The 15,019-nt window shown below is 73.3% G+C and carries 17 protein-coding genes; 5 read left to right on the top strand and 12 right to left on the bottom strand.

Annotation, left to right across the window (positions count from 1 at the left end; genetic code table 11):
- The first annotated feature begins 126 nt into the window (after positions 1-126).
- Positions 127-1,122, top strand: coding sequence for an LLM class flavin-dependent oxidoreductase (locus tag PGB27_RS28210; RefSeq protein WP_274203777.1), 996 nt, complete (start codon positions 127-129; stop codon positions 1,120-1,122).
- On the opposite strand, the gene PGB27_RS28205 is transcribed toward PGB27_RS28210, so the two are convergent.
- Complete coding sequence (locus tag PGB27_RS28205; RefSeq protein ID WP_274203776.1) at positions 1,119-1,760, bottom strand: TetR/AcrR family transcriptional regulator; 642 nt, start codon at positions 1,758-1,760, stop codon at positions 1,119-1,121. The two genes, PGB27_RS28210 and PGB27_RS28205, sit on opposite strands and share 4 nt — an antisense overlap.
- Before the next feature lie 70 nt (positions 1,761-1,830).
- Here PGB27_RS28205 and PGB27_RS28200 point away from each other — a divergent pair, with 70 nt between their 5' ends.
- The gene (locus tag PGB27_RS28200) at positions 1,831-2,967 is read left to right on the top strand and encodes an acyl-CoA dehydrogenase family protein (RefSeq protein ID WP_274203775.1); all 1,137 of its coding nucleotides are present in this window, start codon (positions 1,831-1,833) and stop codon (positions 2,965-2,967) included.
- 19 nt (positions 2,968-2,986) lie between these two features.
- Here PGB27_RS28200 and PGB27_RS28195 read toward each other — a convergent pair whose 3' ends face one another.
- From PGB27_RS28195 to paaA, 9 genes are all read right to left on the bottom strand, one after another.
- On the bottom strand, positions 2,987-3,301 hold the full coding sequence (locus tag PGB27_RS28195) for a hypothetical protein (protein ID WP_274203774.1): 315 nt from the start codon (positions 3,299-3,301) through the stop codon (positions 2,987-2,989).
- 40 nt (positions 3,302-3,341) lie between these two features.
- Entirely contained in the window at positions 3,342-3,980 is a 639-nt protein-coding gene (locus tag PGB27_RS28190; RefSeq protein WP_274203773.1) for a DedA family protein, read from the bottom strand.
- Between the two features lie 134 nt (positions 3,981-4,114).
- Positions 4,115-4,522 (bottom strand): hydroxyphenylacetyl-CoA thioesterase PaaI, encoded by a 408-nt coding sequence (paaI, locus tag PGB27_RS28185; RefSeq protein ID WP_274203772.1) that lies wholly within the window; start codon positions 4,520-4,522, stop codon positions 4,115-4,117.
- Positions 4,515-6,548: a phenylacetic acid degradation bifunctional protein PaaZ gene (paaZ, locus tag PGB27_RS28180; protein WP_274203771.1), complete on the bottom strand. Its 2,034-nt coding sequence runs from the start codon at positions 6,546-6,548 to the stop codon at positions 4,515-4,517. Before paaZ ends, paaI begins: the two co-directional genes overlap by 8 nt.
- Before the next feature lie 46 nt (positions 6,549-6,594).
- Positions 6,595-7,695 (bottom strand): 1,2-phenylacetyl-CoA epoxidase subunit PaaE, encoded by a 1,101-nt coding sequence (gene paaE / locus PGB27_RS28175; RefSeq protein WP_274203770.1) that lies wholly within the window; start codon positions 7,693-7,695, stop codon positions 6,595-6,597.
- Positions 7,695-8,207, bottom strand: coding sequence for a 1,2-phenylacetyl-CoA epoxidase subunit PaaD (gene paaD, locus PGB27_RS28170; RefSeq protein ID WP_408630134.1), 513 nt, complete (start codon positions 8,205-8,207; stop codon positions 7,695-7,697). Before paaD ends, paaE begins: the two co-directional genes overlap by 1 nt.
- Positions 8,201-9,154, bottom strand: coding sequence for a 1,2-phenylacetyl-CoA epoxidase subunit PaaC (gene paaC / locus PGB27_RS28165; RefSeq protein WP_274203768.1), 954 nt, complete (start codon positions 9,152-9,154; stop codon positions 8,201-8,203). Before paaC ends, paaD begins: the two co-directional genes overlap by 7 nt.
- Positions 9,154-9,495 (bottom strand): 1,2-phenylacetyl-CoA epoxidase subunit PaaB, encoded by a 342-nt coding sequence (gene paaB, locus PGB27_RS28160; protein WP_408630136.1) that lies wholly within the window; start codon positions 9,493-9,495, stop codon positions 9,154-9,156. Before paaB ends, paaC begins: the two co-directional genes overlap by 1 nt.
- Before the next feature lie 2 nt (positions 9,496-9,497).
- Positions 9,498-10,460: a 1,2-phenylacetyl-CoA epoxidase subunit PaaA gene (gene paaA, locus PGB27_RS28155; RefSeq protein ID WP_274203766.1), complete on the bottom strand. Its 963-nt coding sequence runs from the start codon at positions 10,458-10,460 to the stop codon at positions 9,498-9,500.
- Between the two features lie 359 nt (positions 10,461-10,819).
- Here paaA and PGB27_RS28150 point away from each other — a divergent pair, with 359 nt between their 5' ends.
- Positions 10,820-11,338: a GNAT family N-acetyltransferase gene (locus tag PGB27_RS28150; RefSeq protein WP_274203765.1), complete on the top strand. Its 519-nt coding sequence runs from the start codon at positions 10,820-10,822 to the stop codon at positions 11,336-11,338.
- Here the strand turns inward: PGB27_RS28150 and PGB27_RS28145 are convergent.
- Positions 11,324-11,545, bottom strand: a complete 222-nt coding sequence (locus tag PGB27_RS28145) for a hypothetical protein (RefSeq protein WP_274203764.1) — start codon at positions 11,543-11,545, stop codon at positions 11,324-11,326. The genes PGB27_RS28150 and PGB27_RS28145 overlap by 15 nt on opposite strands.
- Positions 11,546-11,554: 9 nt before the next feature.
- Positions 11,555-12,208 (bottom strand): TetR/AcrR family transcriptional regulator, encoded by a 654-nt coding sequence (locus PGB27_RS28140; protein WP_274203763.1) that lies wholly within the window; start codon positions 12,206-12,208, stop codon positions 11,555-11,557.
- Between the two features lie 210 nt (positions 12,209-12,418).
- Here PGB27_RS28140 and PGB27_RS28135 point away from each other — a divergent pair, with 210 nt between their 5' ends.
- Complete coding sequence (locus PGB27_RS28135) at positions 12,419-13,996, top strand: class I adenylate-forming enzyme family protein (protein ID WP_274203762.1); 1,578 nt, start codon at positions 12,419-12,421, stop codon at positions 13,994-13,996.
- A gap of 124 nt (positions 13,997-14,120) precedes the next feature.
- Positions 14,121-14,846 (top strand): alpha/beta fold hydrolase, encoded by a 726-nt coding sequence (locus PGB27_RS28130; RefSeq protein ID WP_274203761.1) that lies wholly within the window; start codon positions 14,121-14,123, stop codon positions 14,844-14,846.
- Positions 14,847-15,019 lie beyond the last annotated feature (173 nt).

Genomic DNA, 15,019 nt, shown 5'->3' with positions numbered 1-15,019 from the left:
TTCCCGGACCCCCCGCGGCACGCTGACGGAGTCAAGTCGATCGTGCGCGACCTGCTTGCGGGGCACGTCACCGGTGCGGAACCGTGTGTGACCTGCCTGACACACCGGCAAGGAGGCCGTTCCCCCATGAAGCTCGCTCTCTACCTGCCGAACTTCCGCACCGAGGTCACCATCAAGGAGCTCGAGGACCTGACCGACCTCGCCGAGGAGCTCGAGTTCGACTCCGTGTGGACGCTCGACCGCATCGTGGTGCCGGAGGCCTCCGATCGCGAGGAGCTCCAGTACACGTTCGGCATGATGGATGGCCTGCCGCACGCCCTCCCGGTGCAGTCGCGCGGCGGATGGTTCCAGGGCTACCCGCTGCTGCCGTGGCTCGCCGCGCGCACCTCGAAGCTCCGCATCGGCCAGAGCATCATCGACACGCCGTTCCGCGCGCCGGGCGTGCTCGCCGCGGAGCTGGCCACCATCGACCACCTCTCGGGCGGCCGGCTCAACGTCGGTCTCGGCGCCGGCTGGATGCCCGAGGAGTTCGCCGCCGCGAGCGCGGCGCACATCTTCCCGAAGCGGCACAAGCACGTGCGGGAGACGATCGAGGTCCTCCAGGGCATCTGGGGGAACGACATCTTCGAGTACCACGGCGAGTTCGCTGACTTCGACCGCTGCGGGTTCGGCGCCAAGCCGCTCCAGCAGCCGCGGCCGCCGATCTTCATGAGCGGCCTCAAGGACCCGCTGCGTTCGGCGAAGCGCATCACGAAGTACGACCTCGACGGCTGGATCGGCATCCAGGACTCGCCCGACGGCCTGTCGAAGTGGCTGACGGCCATCGACCAGCAGTTCGAGGAGATCGGCAGCCCGAAGCGGTCGAAGGACCTCGAGATCTGCAGCATGATCTGGACGGTCATCACCGACGAGGAGACCGACCAGGCCGACAACGGTGTCGCGTCGAACCTGCTGGTCGGCACCGAGAAGCAGCTCACCGACCGGCTCAAGGCCTACAAGGAGGCCGGGCTGACGATGCCGCTGATCTGGCCGCCGTTCACCGACGTGCCGGTGTCCAAGACGCTCGACGACCTCAAGCGGATCAAGAACGACATCCTGCCGAAGGTCGAGGCGGCCTACTAGGAGTCCGCGCGCGCCGGGGGAGACGGCGCCGGTCGGTCGGCCGCCTCTCCCGTCCCCCGCGCCAGCCCGTGCAGCAGCAGCGTCGCCAGGGCCTCGTAGGCCTCGGCGTCGGCGAGCCCGGTCGCGTCGGCGATCCGCCGCTGCTGGATCGCCACCATCGTCGCCGTGACCATCTCGGCGGCGAAGGACACCGGCACGTCGCGGAAGTCGCCGGCCGCGACGCCCTCGCCGACGAGCTCGCCGACGCGCCGGGCGGCGGCCTCCGTGTTGCGCGCGTAGACCTCGGCGGCGGGCGGGAAGGCGGCCATGTCGTCGACGAAGCGCGCCGAGGCGGGGGCGAGCTCGTCGGCGACGGCGCGCAGGTAGGCGGCGACGCGGTCGGCGGGAGCGGCGCAGGCGGCGACGGCGGCCTCGACGCGCTCGGTCGCCCGCTCGAAGAAGCGCACCACGGCGGCGCGCACCAGCTGCTCCTTCGACCCCGCGAGCGTGTAGAGCGTGCGCTTCGAGCAGCGCAGCCGGGCGGCGACGTCGTCGAGCGTGAGGTGGGCGAAGCCCTCGGCGAGCAGCAGGTCGATCAGCGCGTCGAAGAGCTCCGAGTGGCGCGCGGCACCGCGGCGCGTGGGGCTCGGAGCGGCCATGGCCCTACCCTAGCGCCCCTGCCAGCGGTACTCTAGGACCGTCGTCAGTACCGATAGGAGCGTGTGCCCGATGCCCGTCGACCGGCTGCTGCCCACCCAGGAGGCCGAGGACCTGCTGGAGCTGACCCGGGACATCGCCGACAAGGAGCTCGCGACCCGGGTCGAGGAGCACGAGCGGGCGGAGACCTACCCCGAGGGCTTGTTCAGGACCCTCGGCGAGGCCGGGCTGCTCGGCCTGCCCTACCCCGAGGAGGTCGGGGGCGGCGGGCAGCCGTACGAGGTCTACCTGCAGGTGCTCGAGGAGCTCGCGGCCCGGTGGGCGGCGGTGGCCGTCGCGACGAGCGTGCACTCGCTGTCGTGCTTCCCGCTGTTCACGTTCGGCACCGACGAGCAGAAGCAGCGGCTGCCCGAGATGCTCGGCGGCTCCCAGGTCGGCGGCTACTCGCTCTCCGAGCCGCAGGCAGGGTCCGACGCCGCGGCGCTGCGGTGCAAGGCCGAGAAGGTCGACGCCGGGTACCGCATCACCGGCACCAAGGCGTGGATCACCCACGGCGGCCGGGCCGACTTCTACGCGCTCTTCGCGCGCACCGGCGAGGGCTCCCGCGGGGTCTCGTGCTTCCTCGCGCCCGGGCAGGCCGAGGGCCTGACCTGGGGCAAGCCCGAGGAGAAGATGGGGCTGCACGCGGTCCCGACCACGACCGCCAACTGGGACGGCGCGGTCCTCGACGCCGACCGGCTGATCGGCCGCGAGGGTCAGGGCCTCGAGATCGCGTTCTCCGCGCTCGACTCCGGGCGCCTCGGGATCGCGGCCTGCGCCGTGGGCCTCGCGCAGGGCGCGCTCGACGCCGCGGTCGCGTACGCGAACGAGCGGACGACGTTCGGCAAGAAGATCGTCGACCACCAGGGCCTGGGCTTCGTGCTCGCCGACATGGCCGCGGCGGTCGACTCGGCGCGGGCCACCTATCTCGACGCCGCGCGCCGCCGCGATCTCGGCCGGCCCTACTCGCGGCAGGCGAGCGCGGCCAAGCTCGTCGCCACCGACAACGCCATGCGCGTCACCACCGACGCGGTGCAGGTGTTCGGCGGCTACGGCTACACCCGCGACTTCCCGGTGGAGCGCTACATGCGCGAGGCGAAGATCATGCAGATCTTCGAGGGCACCAACCAGATCCAGCGCCTCGTCATCAGCCGGGGCTTCGCCCGCTAGGTGCGCTCCTCACATGGCGTCAGCCACCCCAGGTCATCTGGCGCAGGCCGTGGCGGTCGGGCGGGCCGGGCTGGGCGGCGCCGTCGGGAGAGACCGGCGAGCCGTGGGAGGTGCGGCCCTCGCGCGCCGCGGACTGGTCGCCGCCCGAGGGCGTGGCGCCGTCGTCGAGCTCGGCCAGGCGCGTGCGCAGCACCTCGATCACCGGCATGCGCGACGAGTGCTCGCGCTCGTGGTCGAGCAGGCCCTGGACCTGGTCGCGCTCGAGCGAGCGGATGCGGTGCTTGACCGTCTCGACCGTGGCGTGGTCGAAGTCGGGGAACGGGGTGTCGGCCACGGGGACCTCCTCCTGCGTCTGGGGCTCGAGGCCTACCCGCTCACGACGTGGCCGCACCCTCCTCCGGTCCGGTGAGCAGCCCGATGACGCGCTTCTTGACGAGGAACCCGACGATCAGGCCCACGACCACCGCGACCGCCAGCCCCACCCAGGAGAAGCGCTTGAGCCAGGTCTCGGCGGCCACGCCGAGCGCGTACACCAGCGCCGTGGTGCCGAACGTCCAGAGCACCCCGCCGACGACGTTCGCCGGCATGAACTTCCGGTAGGGCATCCGCAGCGCGCCGGCCAGCGGCCCGGCGAGGATGCGCAGGATCGCGATGAAGCGCCCGACGATCACCGTCAGCACGCCCCAGCGGTCGAACGCCCGCTCGGCGAGCACGACGTGCGCCGGGCCGAAGTGCTTCGGGAACCGCCGGCCGGCCGCCTCGAGCAGCCCGATGCCGTAGCGGCGGCCCACCGCGAAGCCGATCGAGTCGCCGACGACGGCCCCGATCAGCGCGCACACCGCCACCCACACCGCCGACACCGCGAGCTCCGGGCGGGTCGCCATCAGCGTCGCGCTGACGAGCACGATCTCGCCGGGGAGCGGGATGCCGAAGCTCTCGATCCCGACCACGCCGAGGACGGTGAGGTAGACCGCCAGCGGCGGGATCGTCGTCAACCAGTGCCCGATGCCCACGCGACCGATGATGACCCACCGTGGCGCCCGTGGACACCGCTGCGTCAGAAGGGCGACCAGGAATCGGTCGTCCCGTGACGATTGGTGACGAGTCGGGAGACGAAGCGGAGCGGAGCTCGACCACCCGGACTGCGCTAGCTGCTCCGCAAGGTCCGGCTCCGGCCGCGGAACTCCGCGATGACCTGCCCGTCGCGGGGCCGCGTGACGGTCACGTCGTAGACCCCGCTGCGCCCGAACGCGACCCGCTCGGTCGCGACGGCCTCCAGGACGTCACCGGTCATCGCCGAGGCGACGAAGACGATGTCGGCGGCCGCCGCGACCGTCACCGGGCCGGGCGAGTTGCACGCGCACGCGAACGCGGAGTCGGCGAGCAGGAACAGGTAGCCGCCGTGGCACATGCCGTGGCCGTTGACCATATCGTCGGTCACCGGCATCGACAGGCGCGCCCGCCCGTCGGCCGCCTCGTGCAGCTCCATCCCGAGCTTGCGCGAGGCGCCGTCGTCGTCCCACATCCGGCGGACGGACGCCGCGATCTCAGGCATCTCGCTTCGCCACCAGCGTCAGCACGTCGTACTTGGCCACGGGCTCGCCCTTCGCGTTGACGACCTCGGCGTCCCACCGCACTTCGCCGTACGCCGCCGAGGCGCGCGGCGAGAGCTGCTTGGCGGTCAGGGTGATCGTCAGCTCGTCGTCGAACTTCACCGGCGTCAGGAAGCGCAGGTTGTCGACGCCGAAGTTCGCGAGCACGGGGCCCGGCGCCGGGTCGACGAACAGCCCGGCGGCGAACGACACCACGAGGTAGCCGTGGGCGACGCGTTCGCCGAAGAACGGGTTCGCGGCGGCCGCCTCGGCGTCGAGGTGGGCGTAGAACGTGTCGCCGGTGAACTCGGCGAAGTGCGCGACGTCGGCCTCGGTCACCCGCCGCGGGCCGCCGACGACGGTGTCGCCGGGGCGCAGGTCCTCGAGGTACTTGCGGAACGGGTGCTCGTCGGTGACGGTGCGCGCGCTGCCCGGCACCCAGCGCCCGGTGATCGCCGAGAGCATGTCCGGGCTGCCCTGCACCGCGCTGCGCTGCATGTGGTGGGCGACGCCGCGCAGCCCGCCCATCTCCTCGCCGCCGCCGGCGCGCCCCGGGCCGCCGTGCACGAGCTGCGGCATCGGCGAGCCGTGGCCCGTCGACTCCGTCGCGTCGGCGCGGTCGAGGACGAGCAGCCGCCCGTGCCACGGCGCCGCGCCGAGCACGACCTCGCGCGCGAACTCCGGGTCGGCGGTGACCACCGAGCCCGCCAGCGAGCCCTGCCCGCGGGCCGCGAGCTCGACGACCTCGGCCGTCGAGGAGTACGGCAGCACGGTCGCGACCGGCCCGAACGCCTCCACCTCGTGCACCGCCGCACTGTCCGCCGACCCGCGCAGCAACACCGGCGACAGGAACGCGCCGCGCTCGGCGTCGGCGCCGCGGACCTCGACGTGCTCGGGGTCGCCGAACACCACCTCGGCGGCGTCGGTCAGCGACTTCAGCGAGCGGCGCACCTCCTCGCGCTGCTCCAGCCCGGCGAGCGCGCCCATGGTCACCTCGGGGTCGGCGGGATCGCCGACGACCACCTGCGCGAGCTTCTCCCGCACCGCCTCGACCACCGCGTCGACCAGCGCCGACGGCACGAACGCGCGGCGGATCGCCGTGCACTTCTGCCCCGCCTTGACCGTCATCTCGGTGACGAGCTGTGAGACGTAGAGGTCGAACTCCGGGGTCCCGGGCGTCGCGTCGGGACCGAGGATCGAGCAGTTCAGCGAGTCGGCCTCGGCGGTGAACCGCACCGCGCGCGCCGCGAGCACCGGGTGGGTCCGCAGCCGGCGCGCCGTGGACGCCGACCCGGTGAACGAGACGAGGTCCTGCTCGCCGAGGTGGTCGAACAGGTCGCCGGTCGAGCCCGCGAGGAACTGCACGGCGCCGTCGGGCAGCAGCCCCGACTCCACGATCAGCCGGACCAGCTCGGCGGTGAGGAACGCGGTGGGCGTCGCCGGCTTGATGATCGTCGGGACGCCGGCGAGGAACGCGGGCGCGAGCTTCTCCAGCGGGCCCCAGCACGGGAAGTTGTAGGCGTTGACCTGCACCGCGACGCCGTGCAGCGGCGTGTACACGTGCTGGCCCGCGAACGTGCCGCCCTTGCTCAGCGGGGCGAGGTCGCCGTCGAGCCACGGCCCGGACGCGGGCAGCTCGCGCTTGCCCAGCGACGCGTAGACCTGCAGCACGCCGATGCCGCCGTCGACGTCGAACTTCGCGTCCCCGCGCGTGGCGCCGGTGCGCGCCGACACGGCGTAGAGCTCGTCGCGGTGCTCGCGCAGGTAGCCGGCGAGGGCCTTGAGCAGCGAGGCGCGCTGGTGGAACGACAGCTCCCGCAGCGCCGGCCCGCCGGTGCGGCGCGCGTACTCGGCGACCGCGGCCATGTCGATGCCGTCGGTGGCGAGCCGCCCGATCTCCTCGCCCGTGACGGCGTCGGCCATCGGGCGGCCCTCGGCGCCGTCGGGCGTGACCCACCCGCCACGGACGTAGCTGGACAGGACGCTCATCGCTGAACTCCGTTCTCGTCGGTCCGGCTCCGCTGCGCTACGCGTCCTACACGTCGTAGTCGACGGTGACCTCGTCGGACACGGGCAGGGCCTGGCAGGTCAGCACGAACCCGGCCTCGACCTCCTCGGGCTCGAGGGCGAAGTTGCGCCGCATGCGGACCTCCCCGGCGGTCACCTGCGCGCGGCACGTGCCGCAGACGCCGCCCTTGCAGGCGAAGGGCAGGTCGGAGCGGGTGCGCTGGGCGGCGTCGAGCACCGGCTCGGTGCGCGGCAGGGTCAGCACGCTCTCGCGGCCGTTGAGCACGACCGTCACCACGGCGCCCGTGCCGTCGTCGATCACGTCGTCCTCGGCGCGGTGCACCTCGGGCGGCGGCTCGTCGACGTAGAACAGCTCCCGGTGGACGCTCGCGCGGGGGACGTCGAACGCCCTGATGACCTCCGTCGCCGCCTCGACCATGCCCAGCGGCCCGCACAGCCACCAGTGCGCGACCTCGGTGACCGGCACGAGCGCGCCGATGAGGGTCCGCAGGCGGTCGGCGTCGAGGCGGCCGTTGAACAGGTCCGACGCGGTGGGCTCGCGCGAGAGCACGTGCACCAGCGACAGGCGCGGGCCGTAGCGGTCCTTGAGGTCGGCGAGGTCCTCGCCGAACATCACCGTGTCGCTGCGGCGGTTGCCGTAGAGCAGCGTGACGTGGGTGTCGGGGTACGCGGCGAGCACGGTCGCGGCGATCGAGAGCACCGGCGTGATCCCGGAACCCGCGGCCACGAGGACGTGGTGCTCGCCGGGCGCGACGTCGGGGGTGAAGCGGCCCTGCGGCGGCCCGACCTCGAGCTCGTCGCCGGCCGCCAGCCCGTCCACGAGCTTCGTCGAGAACAGCCCGTCGGCGACCCGGCGCACCCCGATCCGCGGAGCGGCGCCTTCCGGCGCGCAGATCGAGTACGACCGGCGCTCCTCGCCGGCCGGCGTCTCCTGGCGCAGCGTCAGGTACTGGCCCGCGCGGAAGGCGTACTCGTCGCGGAGGTGGTCGGGGACGTCGAAGGTGACCGCGACGGCGTCCTCGCACAGACGCTCGACGTCCGCCACGCGCAGGCGGTGGAAGCCCGGGACGGCGTCCGTGGTGGGGGTCTCGGTGACGGCGACCGTCATCAGATCTCCTTGACGTGCTCGAACGGTTCGCCGCACGACCGGCAGCGCCGCAGCGCGGTGCAGGCGGTCGGGCCGAAGCGCGAGGTCTCCTCGGTGTCCGCGGCGCCGCACTGCGGGCAGGCGACGACGCGCGACGGCGCGTGCAGCGTCAGCGGCACCGGGCCGCCCGCCGGCCGCGGCCCGAGGCGGTCGGGTGGAGCGACGCCGGCCTCGGCGAGCTTGCGCCGGCCGGCGTCGGAGATCCAGTCGGTGGACCAGGGCGGGCTGAAGGTGGTCCGGACCTCGACCCTCTCGTGACCGGCCTCGTGCAGCGCGCGCCGCAGGTCGTGGCGCATCTCGTCGAGGGCCGGGCAGCCCGAGTAGGTCGGGGTGAGGGTGACGACCACGGTGCCGTCGGCGGCCGTCTCGACGCCGCGCAGGACGCCGAGGTCGGCGAGCGTCAGCATCGGCATCTCGGGGTCGACGACGGCCTCGGCGGCCGTGCGGGCGTCCGTGAGCGCCGAGGTCACCACGTCGCCTCCGGGTGGGCGCGGGCCAGGGACTGCATCACCGCGAGCACGAGGCCCAGCGCCTCGGTGTGCACGCCGTCGCGGCCGCCGCGCCCGCCGACGAGACCGACGGCGGGGCGCTCGGGGCGGGTCAGCGTCGCGGCCGGCAGGACCTGGTCGAGCACGGCGTCGACCTCCCAGCGCAGTTCGGTGGGGTCGACGGCCACGCCGGCGTCGACGAGGCGGCGCTCGACGGCGTGCGCGGTGAAGAGCTCCTCGACGAACGGCCACACCGCCTCGAGGCCCGCCTGCATCCGCGCGTGCGAGAGCGCGGTGCCGTCGCCGAGGCGCAGCACCCACTGGGCGGCGTAGTCGCGGTGGTAGGTCAGCTCCTTGACGGCCTTGCCCGCGACGGCGGCGAGCACCGGGTCGCGCGAGCCGGTCAGGCGCCGGAGCAGCGCCAGCCGCCAGGAGGCGAGGACGAGGAGCCAGGCGACGGTCTGCGCGAAGTCGCCGAGGTCGGTCTCGACCAGGGTGACGTTGCGGAACGCGCGGTCGTCGCGGAAGTACGCGAGCACGTCCTCGTCGTCCTGCGGGCCCGCGCACCCACCCTTCCCGTCGCTGCGCTCGCCCCGGTACGGCTCGGCCGCGCCGAGGTGCCCGGCGCGCGCGAGCAGCACGCGGGCCTGGCCGAGCAGGTCGAGCGCGATGTTCGCGAGCGCGACCTCCTCCTCGAGCTCCGGGGCCTTCGTCGTCCAGCCCGACAGCCGCTGCGACGCGACGAGCGCGTCGTCGGCGAGCATCAGGCAGTAGGTGGCCAGGTCGTCGCGGTCGACGCCGTCGGGCACCGGCGCGTCGATCTCGGCGGTGCCGGCGTCGAAGCCGGTGCCGAAGGCCCAGCGGCCGTCGTCGTCGGCGGTCGCCAGGGCGTCGTAGACGTTCTCGTCGTCGGTCTCGTCGTGGCTGTGCATCACAGGTGGGGGACGTCGTCGGGGATCTCGTAGAACGTGGGGTGGCGGTACACCTTGTCGCCGGACGGGGCGAAGAACGGGTCCTTCTCGTCCGGGCTCGACGCGGTGATCGCGTCGCCGCGCACGACCCAGATGCTCACGCCCTCGTTGCGCCGCGTGTAGAGGTTGCGCGCGTTGTGCAGCGCCATCGTGTCGTCGGGGGCGTGCAGCGACCCGACGTGCACGTGGTTGAGGCCCCGCTTGCCGCGGACGAAGACCTCGTAGAGCGGCCAGCTCGCCCTGGGCGTCGAGCCGTCGAACCGGGGCTCGCCCTCGACGTGTGCAGTGGTGTCGTCGGCCATGCTCATGCCGCCGCTCCCTCCGTCCGACGGGCCTGCTTGGCGGCGTACGCCGCGGCCGCGTCCCGGACCCACTGCCCCTCCTCGTGGGCGGCGCGCCGGTTGGCCAGACGCTGGGCGTTGCACGGCCCCGCACCCTTGACGACCTGCGCGAACTCGTCCCAGTCGATCGCGCCGAAGTCGTGCGCCTGACGCTCCTCGTTCCAGCGCAGCTCCGGGTCGGGCAGCGTGACGCCCAGCGCCGCGGCCTGCGGGACGGTCATGTCGACGTAGCGCTGGCGCAGCTCGTCGTTGGTGTGGCGCTTGATCCGCCAGGCCATGGACTGCTGGGTGTTCGGGGAGTCGCCGTCGGCGGGGCCGAACATCATCAGCGAGGGCCACCACCAGCGGTCCACCGCGTCCTGGACCATCGCGCGCTGCGCGTCGGTGCCGGCCATCAGCGTGCGCAGGAGCTCGAAGCCCTGGCGCTGGTGGAACGACTCCTCCTTGCAGATGCGCACCATCGCCCGCGCGTAGGGCCCGTAGCTCGAGCGGCACAGCGGGACCTGGTTGCAGATCGCGGCGCCGTCGACGAGCCAGCCGATGACGCCGATGTCGGCGAACGTCAGCGTGGGGTAGTTGAAGATCGACGAGTACTTCTGCTTCGCGTCGATGAGCTTCTCGGTGAGCTCGGCTCGGTCGACCCCGAGGGTCTCGGTGGCCGAGTAGAGGTAGAGCCCGTGGCCGGCCTCGTCCTGCACCTTGGCCAGCAGGATCGCCTTCCGTCGCAGGCTCGGGGCGCGCAGGATCCAGTTGCCCTCGGGCTGCATCCCGATGATCTCGGAGTGCGCGTGCTGGGCGATCTGGCGGATCAGCGTCCTGCGGTAGCCCTCGGGCATCCAGTCGCGGGGCTCGATCCGGCCCTCGGCGGCGACCGTGCGCTCGAAGTCCGCCTCGAGGTCGCGGGTCTCGTCCTCGGTCACCGTCATCGGCGCCCACCTCCGTACCGAATGTTCGTTCGGTTGTGATGGTGACGCATCGGGGCGCGGGTCCGCAACCATGCCGCTCCCTCGGCGGGGGTGGCCGGCGGATGACCTGTGCCCATGATCGCGTCGAGACCGACGGGTCGGGCCGAGCCCGACGGGTCGGGCCGAGCCCGGCGGCCGTCACGCGACCTCGAGCGTTGATCGCCTCGAGGCCGACCGACCGACCGAGCCGCGACGCCGTGCGAGCGCCCTGTCCTCGCCGCGCGGGGTGCCGCCCCATCGCCGCGGCCGGCGAGCGAACGGAGTTCTGGACGCGATCATGTGCACAGGTCGTCAGGGCTTCCTCGACGAGGATGTGCCGCATGGACGTGCTGGCGACGCTGCGGGCCGGCGAGCTCACGGTGCGGCGGGCGCGGGTCGAGGACCTGCCCGCGCTGGTCGCGCTGCTCGCCGCCGACCCGGTCAGCGCCGGGCGGGGCGACGCGGTCGAGGATCTCGCGCCCTACGCGGCCGCGTTCGCCGAGATCGACGCCGACCCCGCCCACCTGCTCGTCTGCCTCGACACCACCGCCGAAGACCCCGCCGGCACGACCGTCGGCACCCTGCAGCTCTCGGTCCTGCCGAACCTCGGACGGCGGGGGACGCGGCGCGCGCAGCTGGAGTCGGTGCACGTGGCCGCCGCGTGCCGGGGCCGGGGCTACGGCGCCGCGCTCGTCGGCTGGGCGGTGGCGGAGGCGCGTCGGCGGGGGTGCGGGCTGGTGCAGCTCACGAGCGACGTCTCACGCGTCGACGCGCACCGCTTCTACGAGCGGCTCGGCTTCACGGCGACCCACCGAGGCTTCAAGGTGGGGCTTCAAGTCGGGGGTTCAAGCAGGGCCTGACGTCCCGTCGATGAGCTCGTCGAGCGTGACGTAGAGACCCGACCCGCCCGTGCGCTCGCTCTGCTCGACCGCGGCGCGGGCCCGGGCGGCGATGCGCGAGATTTCGTCCGCCGCCACCACGCGCGTCTGCAGGACGGTGCCGTCCCCGTCGGTGAGCGTCACGGCGACGAGGCCGGTGTCGGGCTGCTCGGAGAACTCCAGCGGCACGCGGCCAGCCTAGGCCCGTCGTCCGTCGCCGGCAGGTCCCTGAGCGAGCAGACCCTCGAAGGCCATGCGGTCGACCTCCGCGACGAGTTCGTCCACCGGCACGCGCCCGGGGCGGTACCACTCGACGAGCGAGTTCACGAGCCCCGAGAGCAGGCGGGCGTCGACGGCCGGGTCGAGGCCCGCGCGCAGCTCGCCGGCGGCCGAGGCCTCGCGCACCAGCGACGCGATCGCGGCGTCGAACTCGCGGCGACGTCCCAGGGCCCAACGCTCGGTCTCGGTGTTGCCGCGCAGCCGCAGCAGGAGCGTGACGTGCGGCAGCTCGCCGACCAGCACCTCGACCTGCCGCCGCACGATGTGTCGCAGCCGGGCGAGCGGGGTGCCGGTGGTCGCGGCCGGCTCGTCGAGGATGCCGAAGAGCCCGTCCAGCGCGCGCTCCAGCGCGGCACGCAGCAGGGCCTCCTTGCCGCGCACGTGGTGGTAGAAGGACGACTTCGTGATGCCGGCGGCGGCGGAGAGGTCCTCCATGCTCGTGGCGTCGTAGCCGCGCTCGTTGAACACGCGCGCGGCGACCTCGACGAGGCTCGACGGGTCGTAGGCCGGCCGGGCCCGACGGGTCGCCGTCGGACGCTCGCCCTCGGGGGCGGGGGGACGGGTGCCGGTCACGCCCGGGAATCTACGTCCCGTCCCCCGCCCGGGGGCGCGTCCGGCCCGGATCTCGGCGCGGCGACACGAGCGATGGCGGCATCGCTGGCGTCGGACGCCGGGAACGCCGCATCCTCGTCCTGGCCGGGTGGGGCGGGTCACTGCTACCTTCGCGGCCGACCGAACGATCGTTCGACTGCGGTGCCCGCAGCGTGTCCCCCGAGGTGGTCGATGACGACGCTCGAGACCCTCCACGACCTCGCGCCGGCGTCGGACGCGGGCAACGCGACCCGCACGATGGGCGCGCCCCTGCGTCGCGCGCTCGCGACGGCGCGGCACCGCACGGCCGTGACGTGCGGCGAGCAGGACATCACCTACGCCGAGCTCGCCGACCGCGTCGCGCGCCTCGGCACCGTCCTCACCCGGCTCGGTCTGCAGCCGGGTGACCGCGTCGGCGTCCTCGGCGCCAACTGCCACCGCTACCTCGAGCTCTACCTGGGCCTGCCCAGCCACGGGCTCGTCATCGTCCCGCTCAACGTCCGGCACACCGCCGCCGAGCGGACCTACGCGCTGCGCGACGCCGGGGCGCGCGTGCTGTTCGCCGACCGCGCGCTCGACGGCCTCGACCCCGACCTGCGCGTCGTCGACACCACGACCGAGTACGAGACCCTGCTCGCCGAGGCCGAGCCGACCGCCCCGCTGCGCGAGCCCGCCGAGCACGACCTCGCCGGCATCTTCTACACCGGCGGCACCACAGGCGCGGCGAAAGGCGTCATGCTCACCCACGGCAACCTCGTCGCCAACGCGTTCCACTTCATGGCCTGCTGGCCGTTCACGCCGGACACGTCGTGGCTCGTCGTCGCGCCGATGTTCCACGCCGCCGGCACGATCGGCGCGCTCGCCACGATCTGGGCCGGCGGCACGCAGGTGATGTGCCCGGCGTTCACCCCCGACGGCGTGCTCGACCTCGTCGAGCGCCACGGCGTCACGGCGACGCTCGTGGTGCCGACGATGATGGACGCGCTCGCCGCCGAGCAGACCGCGCGCCCGCGGCGGGTGTCGTCGCTGCGCTGGCTCTCGCACGGGTCGTCGCCCGCGGCGGTCGAGCTGCTGCGCCGGACGCACACCGCGTTCCCGGATGCGGAGATGCTGCACATCTACGGGCTCACCGAGACCTCGCCGATCGTCACGCTGCTGCCCGGCGAGCAGCACCTGCTCGACACCCCGCAGGCCCGCTCGTGCGGGCGGGCGGCGGTCGGGGTCGAGGTGGTCGTCGTCGACCCGGCCGACCGGACGCCGCTACCGCCCGGGCTGGTCGGCGAGGTGCTGATCCGCGGCGCCAACGTCACCGCCGGTTACTGGAACAAGCCCGAGGAGACCGCCGCCGCGCTGCGCGACGGCTGGTTCGCGTCCGGCGACCTGGGGCTGCTCGACGACGGCGGGCACCTGTTCCTCGTCGACCGCGCGAAGGACATGATCGTCTCGGGCGGCGAGAACGTGTACAGCGCCGAGGTCGAGAACGCGCTGTTCGCGCACCCGTCGGTCGTCGAGGTGGCGGTGTTCGGGGTGCCGCACGAGCGCTACGGCGAGTCGGTGCACGCCGTCGTGGTCCTGCGCAGCCGGCCCGAGGACCCGGACGCCTTCGCCCAGGAGCTCGTGGCCCACTGCCGCGAGACGATCGCCGGCTACAAGGTCCCCCGCAGCATCGAGACCCGGACCGAGCCGCTGCCCAAGTCGGGCGCGGGGAAGATCCTCAAGCGCGAGCTGCGGGCGGTGTTCTGGAGCGAGCGGGAGTCGCAGCTGACGTGACACGGTGTCCGAGACGTCGCGGCGGTGCCGTCGACCGTTGGTCGCCACGTCGTTGAATCGTGACCGATCGGCTCCCTAGGCTCGATCGTGCGAGCTCAGTGACACCACACTGTGGGAGGCCGACGTGCCGGAAGCGACGATCATCCTGGTCCACGGGGCGTGGGCCGACGGCTCGAGCTGGAACCTCGTCGCCCCGGAGCTCCGGAGTCGAGGACTCTCGGTCCTCACGCCGCCCAACCTGCTGCGCGGCGTCACCACCGACGCTCCCTACGTCACCTCGTTCGTCGCCCAGCGCGCCACCGGTCCGGTGATCCTCGTGGGTCACTCCTACGGCGGCTTCGTCATCACCAACGCGGCGGCCGGCGCCGGCGACGTGCGCGGTCTCGTCTACGTCGACGCGTTCATCCCCGACGCGGGGGAGACGGTCTTCCAGATCCTCGGCGGCTCGGGGTCGGCGCTCGACGTCCCGGACCCGACCGTCGTCCTCGACCTCGTCGGCTACCCGGGCGCGCCCGAGGGCGACGTCGAGGCCTTCCTCAAGCCGGACACGGTGCACACGGCCTTCGCGCAGGATCTCGCCGAGGCCGACCGCGCCCTCATCGCCGAGAGCCAGCGTCCGATCACGCTGAGCGCGAACCTCACCCCGGGCACGGAGGCGGCCTGGCGGTCGCTGCCCAGCTGGGCCGTGGTGGGCACCGAGGACCGGGTCATCCCGCCGGGCGCGCAGCGCTCGATGGCGGAGCGGGCCGGCGCGACCATCACCGAGGTCGCCGGCTCGCACGTGTCGATGGTGTCGAACCCGAAGGCCACGATCGACGCGATCCTCGCCGCGGTGGAGGCCACCGCCTGACGAACGTGCCTGCGGCTCGTGAGCAGAAAGAAGTGCTCCGGCACTCTGCTCGTGCTCAGGACATCGGAGACAGGTGATGTCTCAGCACATCGCGGACACTGAGTAGGCCCGCCGGGTGGGCTGGTCGTGATCGTGGCCAGCCTGCCGGGTTGTGGGCAGAACAGGGTTCGAGA

The sequence above is a fragment of the Actinomycetospora lemnae genome (genome assembly GCF_028737315.1).
GTDB classification, from domain to species: domain Bacteria; phylum Actinomycetota; class Actinomycetes; order Mycobacteriales; family Pseudonocardiaceae; genus Actinomycetospora; species Actinomycetospora lemnae.
This window is presented reverse-complemented; position numbering and strand designations above follow the sequence as displayed.

Bases quoted from the DNA above. Each gene is read 5' to 3' on its own strand.
- paaC (WP_274203768.1), bottom strand. From the start codon at position 9,154: ATGCACAGCCACGACGAGACCGACGACGAGAACGTCTACGACGCCCTG.
- PGB27_RS28135 (WP_274203762.1), top strand. From the start codon at position 12,419: ATGACGACGCTCGAGACCCTCCACGACCTCGCGCCGGCGTCGGACGCG.
- PGB27_RS28205 (WP_274203776.1), bottom strand. From the start codon at position 1,760: ATGGCCGCTCCGAGCCCCACGCGCCGCGGTGCCGCGCGCCACTCGGAG.
- PGB27_RS28200 (WP_274203775.1), top strand. From the start codon at position 1,831: ATGCCCGTCGACCGGCTGCTGCCCACCCAGGAGGCCGAGGACCTGCTG.
- paaE (WP_274203770.1), bottom strand. From the start codon at position 7,695: ATGACGGTCGCCGTCACCGAGACCCCCACCACGGACGCCGTCCCGGGC.
- PGB27_RS28210 (WP_274203777.1), top strand. From the start codon at position 127: ATGAAGCTCGCTCTCTACCTGCCGAACTTCCGCACCGAGGTCACCATC.
- paaA (WP_274203766.1), bottom strand. From the start codon at position 10,460: ATGACGGTGACCGAGGACGAGACCCGCGACCTCGAGGCGGACTTCGAG.
- paaI (WP_274203772.1), bottom strand. From the start codon at position 4,522: ATGCCTGAGATCGCGGCGTCCGTCCGCCGGATGTGGGACGACGACGGC.
- PGB27_RS28150 (WP_274203765.1), top strand. From the start codon at position 10,820: ATGGACGTGCTGGCGACGCTGCGGGCCGGCGAGCTCACGGTGCGGCGG.
- paaB (WP_408630136.1), bottom strand. From the start codon at position 9,495: ATGGCCGACGACACCACTGCACACGTCGAGGGCGAGCCCCGGTTCGAC.
- paaZ (WP_274203771.1), bottom strand. From the start codon at position 6,548: ATGAGCGTCCTGTCCAGCTACGTCCGTGGCGGGTGGGTCACGCCCGAC.